This is a genomic window from Massilimicrobiota sp. An142, assembly GCF_002160725.1.
GTDB classification, from domain to species: domain Bacteria; phylum Bacillota_I; class Bacilli_A; order Erysipelotrichales; family Coprobacillaceae; genus Allocoprobacillus; species Allocoprobacillus merdigallinarum.
The window spans coordinates 1-16,193 of sequence record NZ_NFLD01000033.1 but is presented as its reverse complement, the minus strand read 5'-3'; the positions used below and the strand labels follow the sequence as shown (position 1 = coordinate 16,193).

At 31.8% G+C, this 16,193-nt stretch carries 16 protein-coding genes; 5 read left to right on the top strand and 11 right to left on the bottom strand.

Annotation, left to right across the window (positions count from 1 at the left end):
- Positions 1-55: 55 nt before the first annotated feature.
- Positions 56-562, top strand: coding sequence for a putative ABC transporter permease (locus B5E87_RS12165; RefSeq protein ID WP_224759444.1), 507 nt, complete (start codon positions 56-58; stop codon positions 560-562).
- Between the two features lie 24 nt (positions 563-586).
- Here B5E87_RS12165 and B5E87_RS12160 read toward each other — a convergent pair whose 3' ends face one another.
- The 9 genes from B5E87_RS12160 to B5E87_RS12120 form a co-directional block, all read right to left on the bottom strand.
- Positions 587-1,285 (bottom strand): ABC transporter ATP-binding protein, encoded by a 699-nt coding sequence (locus tag B5E87_RS12160; protein ID WP_087245183.1) that lies wholly within the window; start codon positions 1,283-1,285, stop codon positions 587-589.
- A gap of 10 nt (positions 1,286-1,295) precedes the next feature.
- Complete coding sequence (locus B5E87_RS12155; protein ID WP_087245181.1) at positions 1,296-2,060, bottom strand: ABC transporter ATP-binding protein; 765 nt, start codon at positions 2,058-2,060, stop codon at positions 1,296-1,298.
- Positions 2,060-3,004 (bottom strand): branched-chain amino acid ABC transporter permease, encoded by a 945-nt coding sequence (locus B5E87_RS12150; protein WP_087245179.1) that lies wholly within the window; start codon positions 3,002-3,004, stop codon positions 2,060-2,062. Before B5E87_RS12150 ends, B5E87_RS12155 begins: the two co-directional genes overlap by 1 nt.
- Positions 3,005-3,013: 9 nt before the next feature.
- Positions 3,014-3,889, bottom strand: coding sequence for a branched-chain amino acid ABC transporter permease (locus tag B5E87_RS12145; RefSeq protein WP_087245177.1), 876 nt, complete (start codon positions 3,887-3,889; stop codon positions 3,014-3,016).
- Between the two features lie 55 nt (positions 3,890-3,944).
- Positions 3,945-5,096 carry an ABC transporter substrate-binding protein gene (locus tag B5E87_RS12140; RefSeq protein ID WP_087245175.1) on the bottom strand — a complete coding sequence of 384 codons (1,152 nt, stop codon included), beginning with the start codon at positions 5,094-5,096 and terminating at the stop codon, positions 3,945-3,947.
- A gap of 167 nt (positions 5,097-5,263) precedes the next feature.
- Positions 5,264-8,317: an ABC transporter permease gene (locus B5E87_RS12135; RefSeq protein WP_087245173.1), complete on the bottom strand. Its 3,054-nt coding sequence runs from the start codon at positions 8,315-8,317 to the stop codon at positions 5,264-5,266.
- A complete protein-coding gene (locus tag B5E87_RS12130) occupies positions 8,311-9,015 on the bottom strand; it encodes an ABC transporter ATP-binding protein (protein ID WP_087245171.1) in 705 nt (234 codons plus the stop codon). Before B5E87_RS12130 ends, B5E87_RS12135 begins: the two co-directional genes overlap by 7 nt.
- A gap of 109 nt (positions 9,016-9,124) precedes the next feature.
- Entirely contained in the window at positions 9,125-10,675 is a 1,551-nt protein-coding gene (locus B5E87_RS12125) for an NAD(P)/FAD-dependent oxidoreductase (RefSeq protein WP_087245170.1), read from the bottom strand.
- Positions 10,659-11,816, bottom strand: coding sequence for an aminoacetone oxidase family FAD-binding enzyme (locus B5E87_RS12120; protein ID WP_087245169.1), 1,158 nt, complete (start codon positions 11,814-11,816; stop codon positions 10,659-10,661). The genes B5E87_RS12125 and B5E87_RS12120 overlap by 17 nt, the downstream gene beginning before the upstream one ends.
- Positions 11,817-11,934: 118 nt before the next feature.
- Here B5E87_RS12120 and B5E87_RS12115 point away from each other — a divergent pair, with 118 nt between their 5' ends.
- Complete coding sequence (locus tag B5E87_RS12115) at positions 11,935-12,675, top strand: YebC/PmpR family DNA-binding transcriptional regulator (protein ID WP_087245168.1); 741 nt, start codon at positions 11,935-11,937, stop codon at positions 12,673-12,675.
- A gap of 27 nt (positions 12,676-12,702) precedes the next feature.
- Positions 12,703-13,371: an MBL fold metallo-hydrolase gene (locus B5E87_RS12110; protein WP_087245167.1), complete on the top strand. Its 669-nt coding sequence runs from the start codon at positions 12,703-12,705 to the stop codon at positions 13,369-13,371.
- A gap of 29 nt (positions 13,372-13,400) precedes the next feature.
- On the opposite strand, the gene B5E87_RS12105 is transcribed toward B5E87_RS12110, so the two are convergent.
- Together B5E87_RS12105 and B5E87_RS12100 are read right to left on the bottom strand one after the other, a co-directional pair.
- Entirely contained in the window at positions 13,401-13,769 is a 369-nt protein-coding gene (locus B5E87_RS12105) for a VOC family protein (RefSeq protein ID WP_087245166.1), read from the bottom strand.
- Positions 13,770-13,778: 9 nt separating this feature from the next.
- Positions 13,779-13,973, bottom strand: a complete 195-nt coding sequence (locus tag B5E87_RS12100) for a DUF6440 family protein (protein WP_087245165.1) — start codon at positions 13,971-13,973, stop codon at positions 13,779-13,781.
- Positions 13,974-14,178: 205 nt separating this feature from the next.
- Between B5E87_RS12100 and B5E87_RS12095 the strand changes: the two genes are divergently transcribed.
- Positions 14,179-14,439, top strand: a complete 261-nt coding sequence (locus B5E87_RS12095; RefSeq protein ID WP_087245164.1) for a GroES family chaperonin — start codon at positions 14,179-14,181, stop codon at positions 14,437-14,439.
- Between the two features lie 12 nt (positions 14,440-14,451).
- Positions 14,452-16,068, top strand: a complete 1,617-nt coding sequence (groL, locus tag B5E87_RS12090) for a chaperonin GroEL (RefSeq protein ID WP_087245163.1) — start codon at positions 14,452-14,454, stop codon at positions 16,066-16,068.
- Positions 16,069-16,193 lie beyond the last annotated feature (125 nt).

The window sequence follows — 16,193 nt, the reverse complement described above, 5'->3', positions numbered from 1 at the left end:
ATTTTAGACATATTATTATCTTCATTTCATAGAATGAGTTGAAAAGGAGAATGCTATGATTATTGTCTATTTTTCAATTTATTGTTTTTTAGGATATTGGCTTGAATCTATTTATGTTTCGTTATTTCGTAAAAAATGGATCTCATCGGGTTTATTGAATGGTCCATTTATTCCCTTATATGGTTTTGGTGCTTGTATCCTTATATTATGCCAACCCTATCTTCAGTATTTTCATCCATTTTTCGTATGTCTTATCGGTGGAATTTGTATGACTTTATTAGAATTATTAAGTAGTTATTATATTGAACGATTTTTTCACACTCAATGTTGGGATTATTCTCATCATGCTCTCAATTATCAAGGGAGAATATGTTTGGTATATTTTATTTTATGGTGTTTATTAAGTGGTTTATTCATTTATATAATTCATCCATTTATTTGCTCACTATCATTACGTCATGATGCCTGTTATCTGATAAGCCTGATTTACATTTCGTTTATTTTAAAAGCATATGGTGATCGATTGTTAGCAACAAAACAAAATGGTCTCAATATTCATTAAAAAAAGAAGATTTTTCAATCTTCTTTAACCAAGATAAGCTTCTCTTACCTTTGGATTATTTGCAACTTCATTGGCTTTCCCTGATACAATAACATTTCCAGTTTCAAGAACATAAGCACGATCAGCAATTGAAAGTGCTTTATTTGCGTTTTGTTCAACTAATAACACCGTTACTCCATCTTTTTTAATACTTTTAATAATGTCAAAAATTTCATTAACCAAAATAGGTGATAACCCCATTGATGGTTCATCTAACAATAATAGCGTTGGTTTTGACATTAATGCGCGCCCCATTGCTAACATCTGCTGTTCTCCACCTGACAGTGTTCCAGCCAATTGATTTCTACGTTCCTTTAAACGTGGAAATCTTTGATAAACCTTTTCTAAATCTTGTCCTATTTTATTATCCGTACGTAAATATGCACCCATTTCCAAATTATCTTGAACCGTTAATTGAGCAAAAATACGTCTACCCTCAGGAACTTGAGCTAAATTTTTAGCAATAATTTTATGTGCAGGAAGTTTTGTAATCTCATCCCCCATAAAAGATATCGTACCACTTTTAGGTTTTACCAATCCACTAATAGCATGCATGATAGATGTCTTTCCAGCCCCATTAGCTCCAATCAAAGCCACAATCTCACCTTGATTCACTTCAAAACTTACATTTTTAATCGCATGAATCACACCATAATAAACATTTAAATAATCAACTTTTAACATGGTCATCCCCCTATTCTTCATGTCCTAAATATGCTGCAACCACATCAGGATTATTTTTAATTTCATCTGGAGTCCCAAACGCTAAGACTGTACCAAAATTTAAAACTGCAATTTTTTCACAAATCCCCATAACAAGTTTCATATCATGTTCAATCAATAAAATCGCAATAGAAAATTTTTCTCTTACAATCTTTATCGTTTCCATTAATTCTTCTGTTTCAATAGGATTCATACCAGCTGCAGGTTCATCTAACAAAAGAAGTTTAGGTGACGTTGCAAGTGCTCTTGCTATTTCTAGTTTACGTTGTTTTCCATATGGTAAATTTCCAGCTTTGACATCAGCATATTTTTCTAGATCAAAAACACGAAGTAAGCTCATAGCCATTTCCTGCATAGCCTCTTCACCTTTAAAATAACTTGGAAGATGAAGAATAGATGATAATAATGAATAATTTTGAGAATGATGCAATCCAACCTTAACATTATCAATAACACTCATTTTTTTGAATAAACGAATATTTTGAAATGTTCTTGCAATCCCTAATTGTGTAATTTGCGTAGGTGTCATCTTTAAAAGTGACTTCCCATCAAAAAGTATTTGTCCACTCGTTGGTTTATAAACACCTGTCAACAAATTAAATACAGTTGTTTTTCCAGCTCCATTTGGTCCAATCAAACCATATAATTGGTCTTTATCCATTTCAAAATTAAACTCATCAACAGCTTTTAAACCTCCAAATTGGATTCCTAATCCCTCTGCTTTTAACAAACTCATCAGTCATCCACCTCCACTGTCTTATTCTTAAAAAATTTAGCTTTAATACGAGGCACTAAATTTTTTTCTTTGATAATCATTGCAGCAATTAAAACAATTGCATAAAGTAACATACGATAATCCGCAAATGCTCTTAAATACTCTGGCAATATCGTCATGATAATAGCTGCTATAATAGAACCTTTTAAATTTCCTAATCCACCTAATACAACCATAACCAGAATTTCTACTGATTTATTATAATCAAATGTAGAAGGAACCAGCATTCCCATATATTGAGCATATAATCCACCTGCAATCCCAGCAAAGAAAGCAGAAATAGCAAAAGCTAAGATCTTATAATATGATGTAGGAATACCAGATAATTCACTGGCTGTTTCATCTTCACAAATAGAAATAATGGCACGCCCATGACGTGATTTAACAATACAGTAAATGACATAGATTGTAATCACAGCACTTAAAAAATAGACAGAAAAATCAATATTCATTGCTTGAAATCCCATCAATCCTTTGGCACCATTTGTAATACTTAAATTAAGCATAATAACACGTATGATTTCATTAAATGCTAAAGTAATGATACAAAGATAATCACCTTTTAATCTTAATGTTGGTATACCAATAACAACGCCAATCAGACAGGCAGCAATAGCACCAATCAATAAGCTTAATAAAAATGGGAAATGAAGATATAAACTACATAAAGCAGATGTATAAGCTCCTACGGACATAAATCCAGCATGTCCTAAAGTTAACTGTCCTAAATAACCACTCGCTAAATTCAAGCTTGTTGCTAAAATAACATTGACACAAGCCATAATGAGAATTCCTGACCAATAATAGTCAACAATTCCAGCACTCATTAAAAACATAATGATCCCATAAATAATCAGCGCCATGATAAAGGATATAATCAAATCTTTTATTTGTTTCTTTTTCATCCCTATCACCTACACTTTCTCTCTCATATTCTGACCAAACAATCCTGCTGGTTTAACTAATAAAATAAAGATTAAAATACCAAAAACAACTGCATCTGAAAAAGCAGATGAAATATATGAAATTGTAAATGCTTCAGCAACACCAATAATCAATCCACCTACCATTGCTCCTGGAATACTTCCAATTCCACCAAGAACAGCTGCTATAAAAGCTTTGATACCTAACATGGCACCTAAATAGGGATTAATCAAAGAATAACTCATACCATAAATAATACCTGCAATAGCTCCTAAACCAGAACCAATGGCGAATGTTAGAGAAATGGTTGTATTCACATTGATTCCCATTAATTCTGCAGCTCCTCGATCTTCACTGACAGCACGCATTGCTTTTCCCAATTTTGTTTTGTTTATAAACAAAAGCAATAATCCAGTACAAATAAAAGTTAAGATAAGCGAAAGCAAAGCGACATACGTGATATGAGCGCCAAAAAAAGATACTGTACCACTAGGCATATATTGAGGAAAAGTTCTGGCAGCAGAGCCAAATAAGATCAAAAATAAGTTCTGTAACAGATAACTGACACCAATAGCAGTAATTAAAACAGCTAAACTCCCACTATTTCTAAGGGGCTTATAAGCCACTTTTTCTGTCACAACACCTAATAAAGCACATCCAGCAATGGCTACTAAAACACTAACAATAATGGGTGCTTGCACCATAGTTGTCATCACATAAGCCAGATATGCGCCAACCATAATAATTTCACCATGAGCAAAATTGATCATTTTAGCAATCCCATATACCATTGTATAACCAATGGCAACAAGTGCATACATTCCACCTGTACTTAATCCATTGATGATTTGCGTTAAAAATTCCATTTGTAAACCTCCTGACTTAAAAAAATAAAGGAGAAAAATCTCCTTTATTTTTCTTCTAATCTAAATAACTATATTCACCATTTTTAATAGTTTTAACAACCAATTCTTTTGTTGGATTATGTTGATCATCAAATTCAAAATGACCTGTAATACCATCATAATTTGTCTTTTCTAACTGTTCACAAATTTTAGCATAATCAGTTGTTCCAGCAGCTTCAACTGCTTTCAATAATACCCAAGTTGCATCATAAGCCATTGTTCCAAACATGTTTGTATCACTGTTATATTTTTCTTTATATTTAGCTACATAATTTTGTACATCTTCTACTCGGTCATCGAATGTATTTGTATAATAAGCTCCATTGAAAATAGATTTATCAACATCTTTAACTGATAAAACGCCATCCCAACCATCAGTTCCTAAGAATGTACCATTGTAACCAGCATTTTTAAATTGACCAACCATAGTTGCAATTATTTCATAATAATCTGGAATATAAACAGCATCTGCTCCTGATTGTTTTACTTTTGTAATATAGCTTCCAAAATCTTTTGTATCCTTTGGATATTTTTCTTGTAATACAATTTGTGTGCCATCTTTATTTGCCTGAGTAACAAATGAATCTGTACATCCCTGACTATAATCACTACCACTATTTGTTAAAATAGCAACTTTCTTAACATTAATACGACCATCACCAATAGCTGTTGCAATTGTCTGACCACCCATTGAGTCATTAGAACATGTTCTAAAGTAATTGCTTCTTGTACTTCCATCATTATTTAAAGTAATACTATCACCAGAAGTACTTGGTGAAACAATAGGTGTTCCATCAGCTTTAGAAGCCTCTCCTAAAGCTAAACCTTCAGCCGTAATAACAGGACCAACAATTCCAACAACCTTTTCACCAACTAATTTTTTATAAGCATTCACAGCATCTGTTTCCTTACCTTGAGAATCTTCAGCTAGTAATTCTACTTTATATTTTGCATCATCAGAATTATTATAATCTTCTATGGCAAGTTCAATAGTATTTTTAACTGGAATTCCATAAGTTGATGTTTCTCCAGTTAATGGACCAACAAATCCAATTTTAATTGTATCCCCTTCTTTTAATTCTGTAGCTGAAGAACCACCAGTTCCTCCACCACAAGCAACCAACATACTTGACACAGCCATTAAAGACATAACTTTTTTTATATTCATATATCTCTCCCCTTTTTTTAAATATATTCATTATTATACTTAACATTTTATACAAGTCAACAAAAAATAACTTTATTTTTTCAAATATTCTAAAAATCATAAAAATATTTATTTATTTAATAAAAAATATATTATTTTATAAAACAAGGAGTGGATGATTCCACTCCCTATTCAATACTCTTTAAAGATTCCACCATATCAACCTTATTTAAAACATGTCGCATTGTGAAATTAATAAAATAAGTAAAACCTAAAGTCATAATAATAGCATATATATAACTACTGATATTTAATTGTCTAACAAACATTGTCATATCCAATTCCACCGTCAAAATAATAAACTTGTGAAGGAAATAACCAAAAATCATTCCCAGTAAAGAACCAATCACTGATAAAAGAACATTTTCTCTAAAGATATAGTCATAAACTTCTTTACGTCTAAAACCTAAAACTTTAATTGTTGCAATCTCACTTTTACGTTCTTGAATATTAATATTTGTCAAGTTATAAAGGACAATGAAATTTAAAGCTCCTGCACAGACAATCAAAATAACAACAACCAGATTTACACTTTGAACCTGTTTATCAAATTCTTCACCAATTGATGATACATTGGTTAAATTTCCATAACCTTTGTCCTGCATATAAGCTTCCAGTGTTTTTTGACTCGAAGCACGATCATCCTGTAAAATCAAGAACGCATTATTCACTTCCAGATCCTGTAATGTCAATGATTCATATAAAGTCTGGGACATATAAATATAATTCATAAAATAGTTTTCTGTGATACCTGAAACCTTTACACTATACTTTGTTTCATTGAGTTCAATATCAATTGTATCATTATCTTCCACACCAAGCAATTCAGCTGCTTTTGCGGTTAAAATAACACCTTCATCATCAAGAACCAAATCTTTATATGTCTGATAATTTCTAAACTGAACAAAGTTTTTCATATTATCCATTGATTGATAAACAATTAATGAACCATATAAATCTTCTTTATCTTTTAAGATATTAATACTCTTATTTAAAACATATTCCACATTTGCAACTTCGCTACGATTCAATAAATCTTTTTGATAATTCTGTGCTGTTTTGGTTGAAACACTATCTTCTAAACGAACAAGATAATCATATGTAAAAACATCTTGATATTGTTTATCAACAACCTGTGATACAGAAGATTTAACACCAAAGCCGGTAATAATTAAAGCTGTACATCCAGCAATCCCAATCACAGACATAAAGAAGCGTTTCTTATACCTAAAAATATTACGCATTGTTACTTTCTGATTGAAAGACAAACGACGCCATAACCAATGAATTCTTTCCAAAAGAATACGTTTTCCAACTTTTGGTGCTTTAGGTCGCATTAAGACCGCTGGCATCAAATTCAATTCACTCATACAAACAAAGAGTGTGACTGCCAAAATAACAAATACCGATATAAAAACTGTTTCCAGCAAAACCCATGTACTGGCATAAATCGAAATAGGTGCATCCACTTGAAATAACATTAAATTATATAAATAATAAATAATACGTGGGAAAAATTGTGTTCCAGAAACAATTCCTAAAATACAGGCAAAAAAGGTCGCAAAAATAACATATATGATATATTGCTTCATGACATCCCATTTAGAATAACCTAAAGCACGTAATGTTCCACTTTGACTTCTTTGTTCTTCCACCATTCTCGTCATTGTTGTTAATGAAACCAAAGCTGATACAAGAAAGAACATTAATGGGAAAATATCTGCAATAGAAGAAATAGAATCCTTATTAGAATCAAAATTCACAAGTCCTGAATTTTCATGACGTGTTAAAGTATAAAGCCTTCCTTTAGGAATCTGATCCACTTGATCTCTGGCTTCATCTAACTGCGATTTTGCCTGATCTAATTTGTCTTGAGCTTTTTCTAATTCATTATTTGTTTTCAGTTCTTCTAAAGTCAATTGATTTTCTTGTTGTTGAATTTCAAGCTTAGCCTTTTCAATCGCAATAGAAGCTTCATTCAATTGCGTCAATCCATCTAATGAGGAAGATGCATTTTTAAGAATATCACCCATTTTTTCTAAACTAGCTATCGATTTTTGCACTTCTGGAGAAATATTTTCAGTATTTTCATTTTGATAATTCTCAAGTTCTTTTTGTAAACTTTCTAAATTTCCTTTTAACTCCTCACTCGTACTTTCAATTGTTTCTAACATGTCTTGAATTTGTGAAGATGCTGTTGATTGAGCTTTTAAATATTCAGCTTCTTTTGTAGCCAATGTGATTTTCGCATTCGTTAATTGAATTTTAGCCTCTAATATCTTTTCATCAAACAAATCTTTAGAATCACTATATGTCTGATAACCTTCATCATATTCTTTTTGGGCTTCATCTAATTTTGTTTTGGCATCACTTGTCAAGTCTTCATACAAGCGACTCATTTTTAATGATAAAGTACTTTTTATTTTTGTATTCACATCTTCAATATAATCATCATATGCCTCACTGAAAACATTATATTCTTTAGCTCCCTTTACACAGACAGAAATCTGATTATATAAAATATCTTCATCACGTAATTCATAAAGATCTTCTGGCATAGCTAAAAAATCATTGTTTTCATTTAAAATTTCAATATATCCAGCATTCGTTCCATCACCCAAAGTATTCGTTCCACGATCCGTAATAGCAATATAACGAACATCATTCACAACACCAACGATTTTAAAAGTCTTTTCACCTTGATCATTATGAATAGAAATCTCGTCACCAATCTGATAATCTTCTGCCAGCATTTCTTCATCAATGACACATTCATTGTCTTTTTGAGGATAACGCCCATCAACCAGATAAGGTTGATTAAGCATATCTTGATCATATTGTTCACTGGCGTAAACAGTAACTCCTGCCAGTGAATCATTATGATGAATCAAAGCATCAAATTGATAACCATATTGAATATCTTCAATACCCGATATATTTTGAATTTCACTAATATCATCTTTGGAAAAACCTAATGATGCCATATATGTTAAATCAGCATAATGGTGTTTGTCCAAGTAATGATCCATTGATTGAGTCATTGTTCCCGGTGTATTTCTTAACCCTGCAAAAAAAGCCGCACCTAAAAATACAATCGCAAAAATGGAAAAAAATCTTGCTTTAGATGTTAAAATTGTTTTTCTGAGATTTTTCCAATAAGCTTTTTTCTTTCTTTTTACCATTCAATTTCCTCGATTGGTTGTGGGTTTTCATTGATTTCAACCCCATTGACCTTTCCATTTTTTAAATGAATCACACGATCTGCCATCGGTGCTAAAGCAGAGTTATGAGTAATCACAATGACTGTCATCTGATAAGTATCACACATTTCCCTTAATAAAGATAAAATTGCCTTCCCCGTCTGATAATCCAATGCTCCAGTTGGTTCATCACATAACAAAAGTTTTGGATTTTTAGCAATCGCTCTAGCGATAGCCACACGTTGTTGTTCTCCTCCAGATAATTGTGCAGGAAAGTTCATCATTCGATCAGCTAAACCAACACGCTCTAAAACATTTCTGGCATCCAAAGGTTTTTGAGAAATCTGTGATGCTAATTCGACATTTTCTAAAGCCGTTAAGTTTTGTACAAGGTTATAAAACTGAAATACAAACCCTATATCATTACGGCGATATTCTGTTAATTTCTTTTCATCATATAAAGCAATATTTTCGCCATCAACAAGAATAGAACCACTGGTTGGTGAATCCATTCCTCCCAGTAAATTTAAAATAGTCGTCTTTCCAGCTCCAGAAGCCCCAACAATGACGACAAATTCCCCTCTATTCACAATAAAATTAACCCCATCACTGGCATTGATCGTTATATCCCCCATCGTATAACTTTTAACAATATTTTTAAATTCAATTAAAGCACTCATATTGATACCATCCTTTTTATAAGTGTAACATATTTTCATCCAAAAAAAAACAATGTCATCACAATAACAAAAATTTACATAATAAAAAGGAATTAAAGACAATTCCTTCCTATTTTTTTAAAATCTGTTCTGCACACATGATTCCATCAATAGCTGATGACATAATTCCTCCAGCATATCCAGCTCCTTCTCCTATTGGATATAAACCTTCCCATGATTGATAAGAAGCATCTCTTAAAATACGAACAGGTGCACTACTTCTGGCTTCAATACCTGTGATGATTGTATCATCATCTATAAATCCATGCATTTTTTGATTCATTTGAATAAGACCATCATGCAGTGCCTGATTGATAAAATCAGGGAACAGTTCATTCAAATCACATACACGATAACCCGGACGATAAGTTGGAATAATTTGACCTAAGGGATTCACTTCATGATGTAAATAATCCTGCACTCTTTGTACTGGTGCAAAGTAATTGCCTCCCCCTAATTCAAAAGCCTTGTGTTCAAGCTCTCTTTGAAAGGCAATACCAGCTAATGGATGGGAACTTTCAAAATCATCCGTTGATACTGTAACCAGAATGGCACTATTGGCATTTTGACCATCTCTGGCATAATAACTCATCCCATTGACACAAAGTGTCTGTTCTTCATGATGTGATGGTACAACAACACCACCGGGACACATACAAAATGTATAAACACCTCTTTTTCCACTTTGCACAGCCAACTTATAACTGGCCGCCTTTAAATATGGTGATGAAGCACTTTTCTTGTATTGAATCTGATTGATTTTCTGTTGCGATTGTTCAATACGAACTCCTACAGCAAAAGGCTTTTGTTGGAGAGGGATACCTTTTTGATATAGCATTTCATATGTATCTCTGGCACTATGTCCAATGGCTAAAACAAGTAAATCACTATTCAAAATCTTCTTTTGATGATTTTGTAAAACTGTTATCTGATAACCACTTTCTGTTTTTTGAAAATCAATCATTTTTGTTTCAAATAAAAAAGTAACACCTTTCGACACTAAAAACTTACGCATATTTTGAACAACCTGTCGTAAATAATCTGTACCAATATGAGGTTTATGAAGATATAAAATATCCTCTGGTGCTCCAAACTTTACAAATGTTTCTAAAATATAGCGAATACGCTTATTTTTTACACCTGTTGTCAATTTCCCGTCTGAAAAAGTTCCTGCACCACCTTCTCCAAAAGCAATATTGCTTTCACTATGTAATAGACCATATTCAAGCAAATCTTGAACCGCTTTTTCACGTTTTTCAATTTCCTGTCCTCTTTCTATCACTGTGACCTTTTGACCACTCATAGCCAAAACATAGGCACAAAACAGTCCGGCTGGACCACTACCGACAATCATGACTTTTTGATCATTTGATGGTAAATACTGATATTGATAAGGCTGTACTTTTTGAAGCTGAGGAAATCTTTTTAAAAACTGTTCTTCATTGGAAACAGTAAAATCAAAACTACAAATCCAATGGACATTTTGTCTTCTGGCATCCAAAGATTGTTTGACAAGCGAAACATTTTGAATTTCTTTTTCACGAACATTTAAACTTTGAGAAATGATTTTTGCATAACGTTTTTCACCAAGCTTAACTTTTAAATTATGAATTCTTAACATAGACATTCCTTTCTATTGCTTTTGCAACACGATAAGCACTGGCAAAAGCAAAATGTAAATTATAACCCCCACACATTCCTGCAACATTCAAAATTTCTCCCATTGCATAAATACATGGATATTGTTTCAATTCCAAATCTTCTGTTACTTCCTTTAAAGATAGACCTCCTTTCATAACTTGGGCATAAGAAGCTTCTCTGATTCCTTTGATTTCTAATGGATAATGCTTCAATAATGATACAAGCTGGTCTATTGAAAGATACTGATATTTTTGAAATGCTTTGGCAATCTTATGATTCATCAATCCTTCTAAAAATAAAGAAGATTGTTTAGACAATAATTGACATAACTGATTGTGGCTTAATTCATCAAAAAAATCAATATATAATTGATAATGATGATGTTTTTGATAAAAAGACGATAATTGCATAACAGCAATTCCACTAACACCATAATCAGTAAATAATAATTCTCCTTTTTCCTGATGGATACATTTTTCATTTTCAACTAACGAAAATGTTCCTTTAACTCTTACACCTTTTAAAGATTTCAAGACAGGAGATGTATAAAATTGCACAAGCGAAGGCACTGGTTCAACGACTTTTAAATGCATTTGTTTTAAAATCTCATAACGTGATATATTCATTCCAGAAAGTTTCCCTGCTTCACTTCCCATCGCCAATACAATAACATCAGCAATAATATTTTGAGAATTTGTTTTGATGAGATATTGATGCTTTTGTCGTTGAATTTGTAAAACTTCCTGTTCATATTGAAAGACAACCCCAGCTTCTTCACTACGCTGCATGAAAACGTTTCTCACAGACAATGCCTGTTCACTTTTAGGATAAAGCAAATCACCTTGATAAACACAATAGAGTCCTATTTTTTGCATTTGTTCAACCATATCAAAATCTTGAATAATTGATTGAACCATTTTGAGTTGATCGCTTTGATAATATTGTGAATGCATTTTTTTATTGGATAGATTACATCTTCCATTTCCTGTAGCTAATAATTTTTTTAATGGGGATTTATTTTGTTCTAAAACTATGATTTGATTTTGGGGCATTTGTTGTTTTAATAAAAGTGATAAATAAACACCAGATGCTCCTGCTCCAACAATAACAATTTTTTTCACGGCAGACTCCTTTCTTTAATCTCTCATGATGAAATATAGTGATTATACCATTTTTTATTGAAAAATCACTAAAAAATGTTTATAATACTAAAGGAATTTTTAAAGGAGGCGTTTAATCATGGGTAGAGCACATGAAGTGCGTAAAGTTGCAATGGCAAAAACAGCTGCCAAAAAAGCAAAATTATATTCACGATATGGAAAAGAAATTTATTTAACAGCGAAAGCTGGTGGACCAGAATTAGATGGAAATTTAGCATTAAGACGTTTAGTAGACAAAGCAAAAAAAGAACAAGTTCCTGCTGATGTTATTAAACGTGCTATTGATAAAGTCAAAAGTGGTGTGACTGAAAATTATGAACCTATTCAATTTGAAGGTTTTGGTCCAGGTAATTCTACATTAATCGTGAAATGTTTAACAGATAATATCAATCGTACAATATCACAAGTTCGTCCAGCATTTACAAAAGCAAAATCTAAATTAGGAGCTGAAGGTTCTGTTGCTTATTTATATAATGTTGAAAGTACAGTTATTTTAAGTGGTATGAGTGAAGATGAAGTATTAGAAGCATTAGTGATGGGAGATGTTGATGCTAAAGACATTACAACATTAGAAGATGGACGTATTAAAATAACAGGTGAACCAACAGATTTAAATAAAATCAAAACAGCTATTGAAGCTGTTAAAGAAGATATTGAATTTGATGTGGATGATATTACAACAACACCTCAAGACTATGTAGAACTTGAAGGTGAAGATATGATGTTATTTGAAAGATTAATGGGATTACTTAATGACTGTGATGATGTTGATGAAGTATACCATAATGTTTCAAATTATGATGAAGGAGAAGAAGAATAACATGTTTCGCATGTTATCTTTTTTTATATGAAAGTTACACATTTATATCATAGTGGATGTTTAGTAGAGTTGGAAGAGCACCTTCTTCTATTTGATTATTATCAAGGTCAGCTCAATCTTAATCATAACAAACCACTTTATGTATTTGTTTCCCATCGTCATTATGATCATTATAATCCCAATATTTTTAAAATTCATCATCCTCAAATCACTTATATTTTATCCAATACACTGCGTCATAAATATGATGCATATTATGTAGATATACATCAAACTTATCAAATAGATGATTTATCTATTTCCACACTGCTTTCTACTGATGAAGGATGTGCTTTTCTTGTCCATGTGGAAAATCAGACAATATATCATGCTGGTGATCTTCATTGGTGGCATTGGGAAGGTGAACCAGAACAAGACAATATATATCAAAAACAGACTTACCTCCAAGAAATCTATTCTATCAAAGAACCAGTTGATCTTGCTTGTGTTGTTGTGGATATTCGTCAAGAAAAAGACTATTTATTAGGCTTAAATGCTTTTTTAAGACATGTTCCAACAAAATACATTTTACCAATTCACTATTTTGGACACTATGAAACAACAAAACTCCTATTACAAGAGCATTTAGACAATCCCTATCATGCTCAAATCCTGCCTGTTACCCATCAAAATCAGACATTTGAAATTCTCGTATAAAAAGAACCTTTCGCACAAAGGTTCTTTGCTTATTTTTGTGGTACAATTTCCAGCCAGTAATCATCAGGATCATGAATAAAATAAAGTCCCATTGCTTCATTTTCAAAACATATGCATCCCATGTCTTGATGCAATTGATGATATGCTTCATAATCATCAACAACAAAACAAATATGACTTTCATTTTCACCTAATTCATAAGCCTGTGGATGATCTTTTAGCCATGTCAATTCTAATTGAAAAGAGGCTTCACTATCAGTCAGATAAACAAGTTTAAAACTTCCATCCGATGCTTCCTTTTCTCTGACAACAGTAAGTCCTAATGCTTTTTGATAAAATGCGATACTTTTTTCTAAGTTTGTAACATTAATATTACAATGATTAAATACAGCTTTCATGTCGTCCTCCTATTCTTCATCTGGAAAAACTGTTGTTATAATGGGTTTTCCTTCTCTATCTACCAATACAGTCATTCCAGACCCAACTGTATTACTATGAAATAAATAATTCACACCTGTTTCTTTATCTACCCATATTTCTGTTGAACTTGCAAACTTTGATGATTCATATGATTTTACAAATCTTTCATATTTTTTAGCCATTTTTATTCTCCTTTAACCTTTCAATCTATAAAAATATTATATCAAATAGAGTTATAAAAAAGAATAAACATTCATATATTTTAACGATTTTAGCACTTTTGAAAACATAGTGCTAAAAGTTCATATTCAGTTCATATATCAAGCTATAATAATAGTTGTTAGCAAACAAGATATATGAGTGCTAAAACATAAGGAGGAATACAAAATGTTGAAACCATTACATGATTATGTGATATTAAAAAAAGAAAAAGCTGAAACTCAAACAGCAAGTGGAATCATTTTAACAAGTCCAAAAGAACAAGCAAGCAATCAAGCGACTGTTGTCTCTGTTGGGCCTAAATGTGATGAACACTTAAAAGAAGGTATGACTGTTATCTTTAAAGAATATTCAGGAACAAAATTTAAAGATAATGATGACGAATATATGATTTTAGAAGAAGAAGATATTTTAGCTATTATTGAATAGGAGGAATAAATAATGAGTAAAGAAATTCGTTTTTCTAAAGATGTCAGAGATGCAATGTTAAATGGAGTTAATACTCTTGCAGATGCAGTAAAAGTCACTATTGGTCCTAAAGGACGTAATGTTGTTTTAGATAAAGGGTTTGGATCACCTTTAATTACAAATGATGGTGTTTCAATTGCTAAAGAAATCGAACTAGAAGATGCATTTGAAAACATGGGTGCAAAACTTGTATATGAAGTAGCCAATAAAACAAATGATGTTGCTGGTGATGGAACAACTACAGCAACAATTTTAGCTCAAAGCATGATTCAAGATGGATTAAAAGCTGTAGAAAAAGGTGCTAATCCTGTATTAATGCGTGAAGGTATTGATTATGCAAGTAAAGAAGTTGCAAAATATATTTTAGATAAATCTCATAAAGTAGAAACAAGCAATGATATTGAAAGTGTTGCGACAATCTCTTCTGGAGATAAAGAAATTGGTCAATATATTGCTCAAGCCATGGAAAAAGTTGGTAGAGATGGTGTCATCAGTGTTGATGAATCTAACAGCTTTGATACAGAATTAGAAGTTGCTGAAGGTATGCAATATGATAAAGGTTATGTTTCTCCATATATGGTTTCTGATAGAGAAAAAATGACTGTTGATTTAGATAACCCATTAATCATGGTTACTGATCAAAAAATTAATACAGTTCAAGAAATCTTACCAATTCTTGAACAAGTTATGCAATCTAATAAACCTTTATTATTAATTGCTGATGATTTTGAACAAGAAGTTATTTCAACATTAGTTGTTAATAAATTAAGAGGAACATTTAATGTTGTGGCTACAAAAGCCCCTAGTTTTGGTGATAATCAAAAAGAAATCTTACAAGATATTGCCATTTTAACAAATGCTAAATTCTATAGTAAAGATTTAAATATGAATTTAAAAGACATGCAAATGACTGATTTAGGATCTGCTAAAAAGATTCATATTACAAAAGATCATACAACAATGATTGGTGGTAGTGGTGATAAGACTGCTATTGATCAACGTGTTAAAGAAATCACTGAACAAATGAATAATTCTAAGAGTGATTATGATAAAAAGAATTATGCTGAAAGATTAGGTAAATTAAGTAATGGTGTTGCTATTATCAAAGTTGGTGGAGCTACTGAATCTGAATTGAAAGAAAAGAAATTAAGAATTGAAGATGCTTTAAATGCCACAAAAGCTGCTGTTAGTGAAGGAATCGTTATGGGTGGTGGTGTTACATTAGTTAACGCTTATGTAGCTTTAAAAGACCAGTTAAAAGATTCTAACGTAGATAAACAAAAAGGTATTAAAGTTGTCTTAGATGCATTACTTGCTCCAATGGGACAAATTGCTGAAAATGCTGGTTTCAATAGTGATGAAATTGTAGAACAACAAATGAAAGTTGCTGATGGACAAGGATTTGATGCTAAAGATGGTGAATGGGTATCAATGTTTGATAAAGGTATTATTGACCCAACAAAAGTTACACGTAGTGCTTTATTAAATGCTGCAAGTATTTCTGCTTTATTTATTACAACTGAAGCAGGTGTTGCACAAATTAAAGAAGATAATCCAGTTCCTGCTCCAATGGCACCAGGAATGTATTAATAGAAAAATTGAATAGGGGCTAAGAATTAATATCTTTCGCCCCTTTCACAACACTTATCCCGAATTATTGATTATCCCGAAAAACAGGTTTTTCCAATGAAAAATCAAGTAAAATTCGGGATAAT

Coding starts and splice junctions, on each gene's coding strand:
- B5E87_RS12095 (WP_087245164.1), top strand. CDS start 14,179: ATGTTGAAACCATTACATGATTATGTGATATTAAAAAAAGAAAAAGCT.
- B5E87_RS12100 (WP_087245165.1), bottom strand. CDS start 13,973: ATGGCTAAAAAATATGAAAGATTTGTAAAATCATATGAATCATCAAAG.
- B5E87_RS12145 (WP_087245177.1), bottom strand. CDS start 3,889: ATGGAATTTTTAACGCAAATCATCAATGGATTAAGTACAGGTGGAATG.
- B5E87_RS12105 (WP_087245166.1), bottom strand. CDS start 13,769: ATGAAAGCTGTATTTAATCATTGTAATATTAATGTTACAAACTTAGAA.
- B5E87_RS12115 (WP_087245168.1), top strand. CDS start 11,935: ATGGGTAGAGCACATGAAGTGCGTAAAGTTGCAATGGCAAAAACAGCT.
- B5E87_RS12155 (WP_087245181.1), bottom strand. CDS start 2,060: ATGAGTTTGTTAAAAGCAGAGGGATTAGGAATCCAATTTGGAGGTTTA.
- B5E87_RS12140 (WP_087245175.1), bottom strand. CDS start 5,096: ATGAATATAAAAAAAGTTATGTCTTTAATGGCTGTGTCAAGTATGTTG.
- groL (WP_087245163.1), top strand. CDS start 14,452: ATGAGTAAAGAAATTCGTTTTTCTAAAGATGTCAGAGATGCAATGTTA.
- B5E87_RS12150 (WP_087245179.1), bottom strand. CDS start 3,004: ATGAAAAAGAAACAAATAAAAGATTTGATTATATCCTTTATCATGGCG.
- B5E87_RS12130 (WP_087245171.1), bottom strand. CDS start 9,015: ATGAGTGCTTTAATTGAATTTAAAAATATTGTTAAAAGTTATACGATG.
- B5E87_RS12135 (WP_087245173.1), bottom strand. CDS start 8,317: ATGGTAAAAAGAAAGAAAAAAGCTTATTGGAAAAATCTCAGAAAAACA.
- B5E87_RS12125 (WP_087245170.1), bottom strand. CDS start 10,675: ATGTTAAGAATTCATAATTTAAAAGTTAAGCTTGGTGAAAAACGTTAT.
- B5E87_RS12160 (WP_087245183.1), bottom strand. CDS start 1,285: ATGTTAAAAGTTGATTATTTAAATGTTTATTATGGTGTGATTCATGCG.
- B5E87_RS12165 (WP_224759444.1), top strand. CDS start 56: ATGATTATTGTCTATTTTTCAATTTATTGTTTTTTAGGATATTGGCTT.
- B5E87_RS12110 (WP_087245167.1), top strand. CDS start 12,703: ATGAAAGTTACACATTTATATCATAGTGGATGTTTAGTAGAGTTGGAA.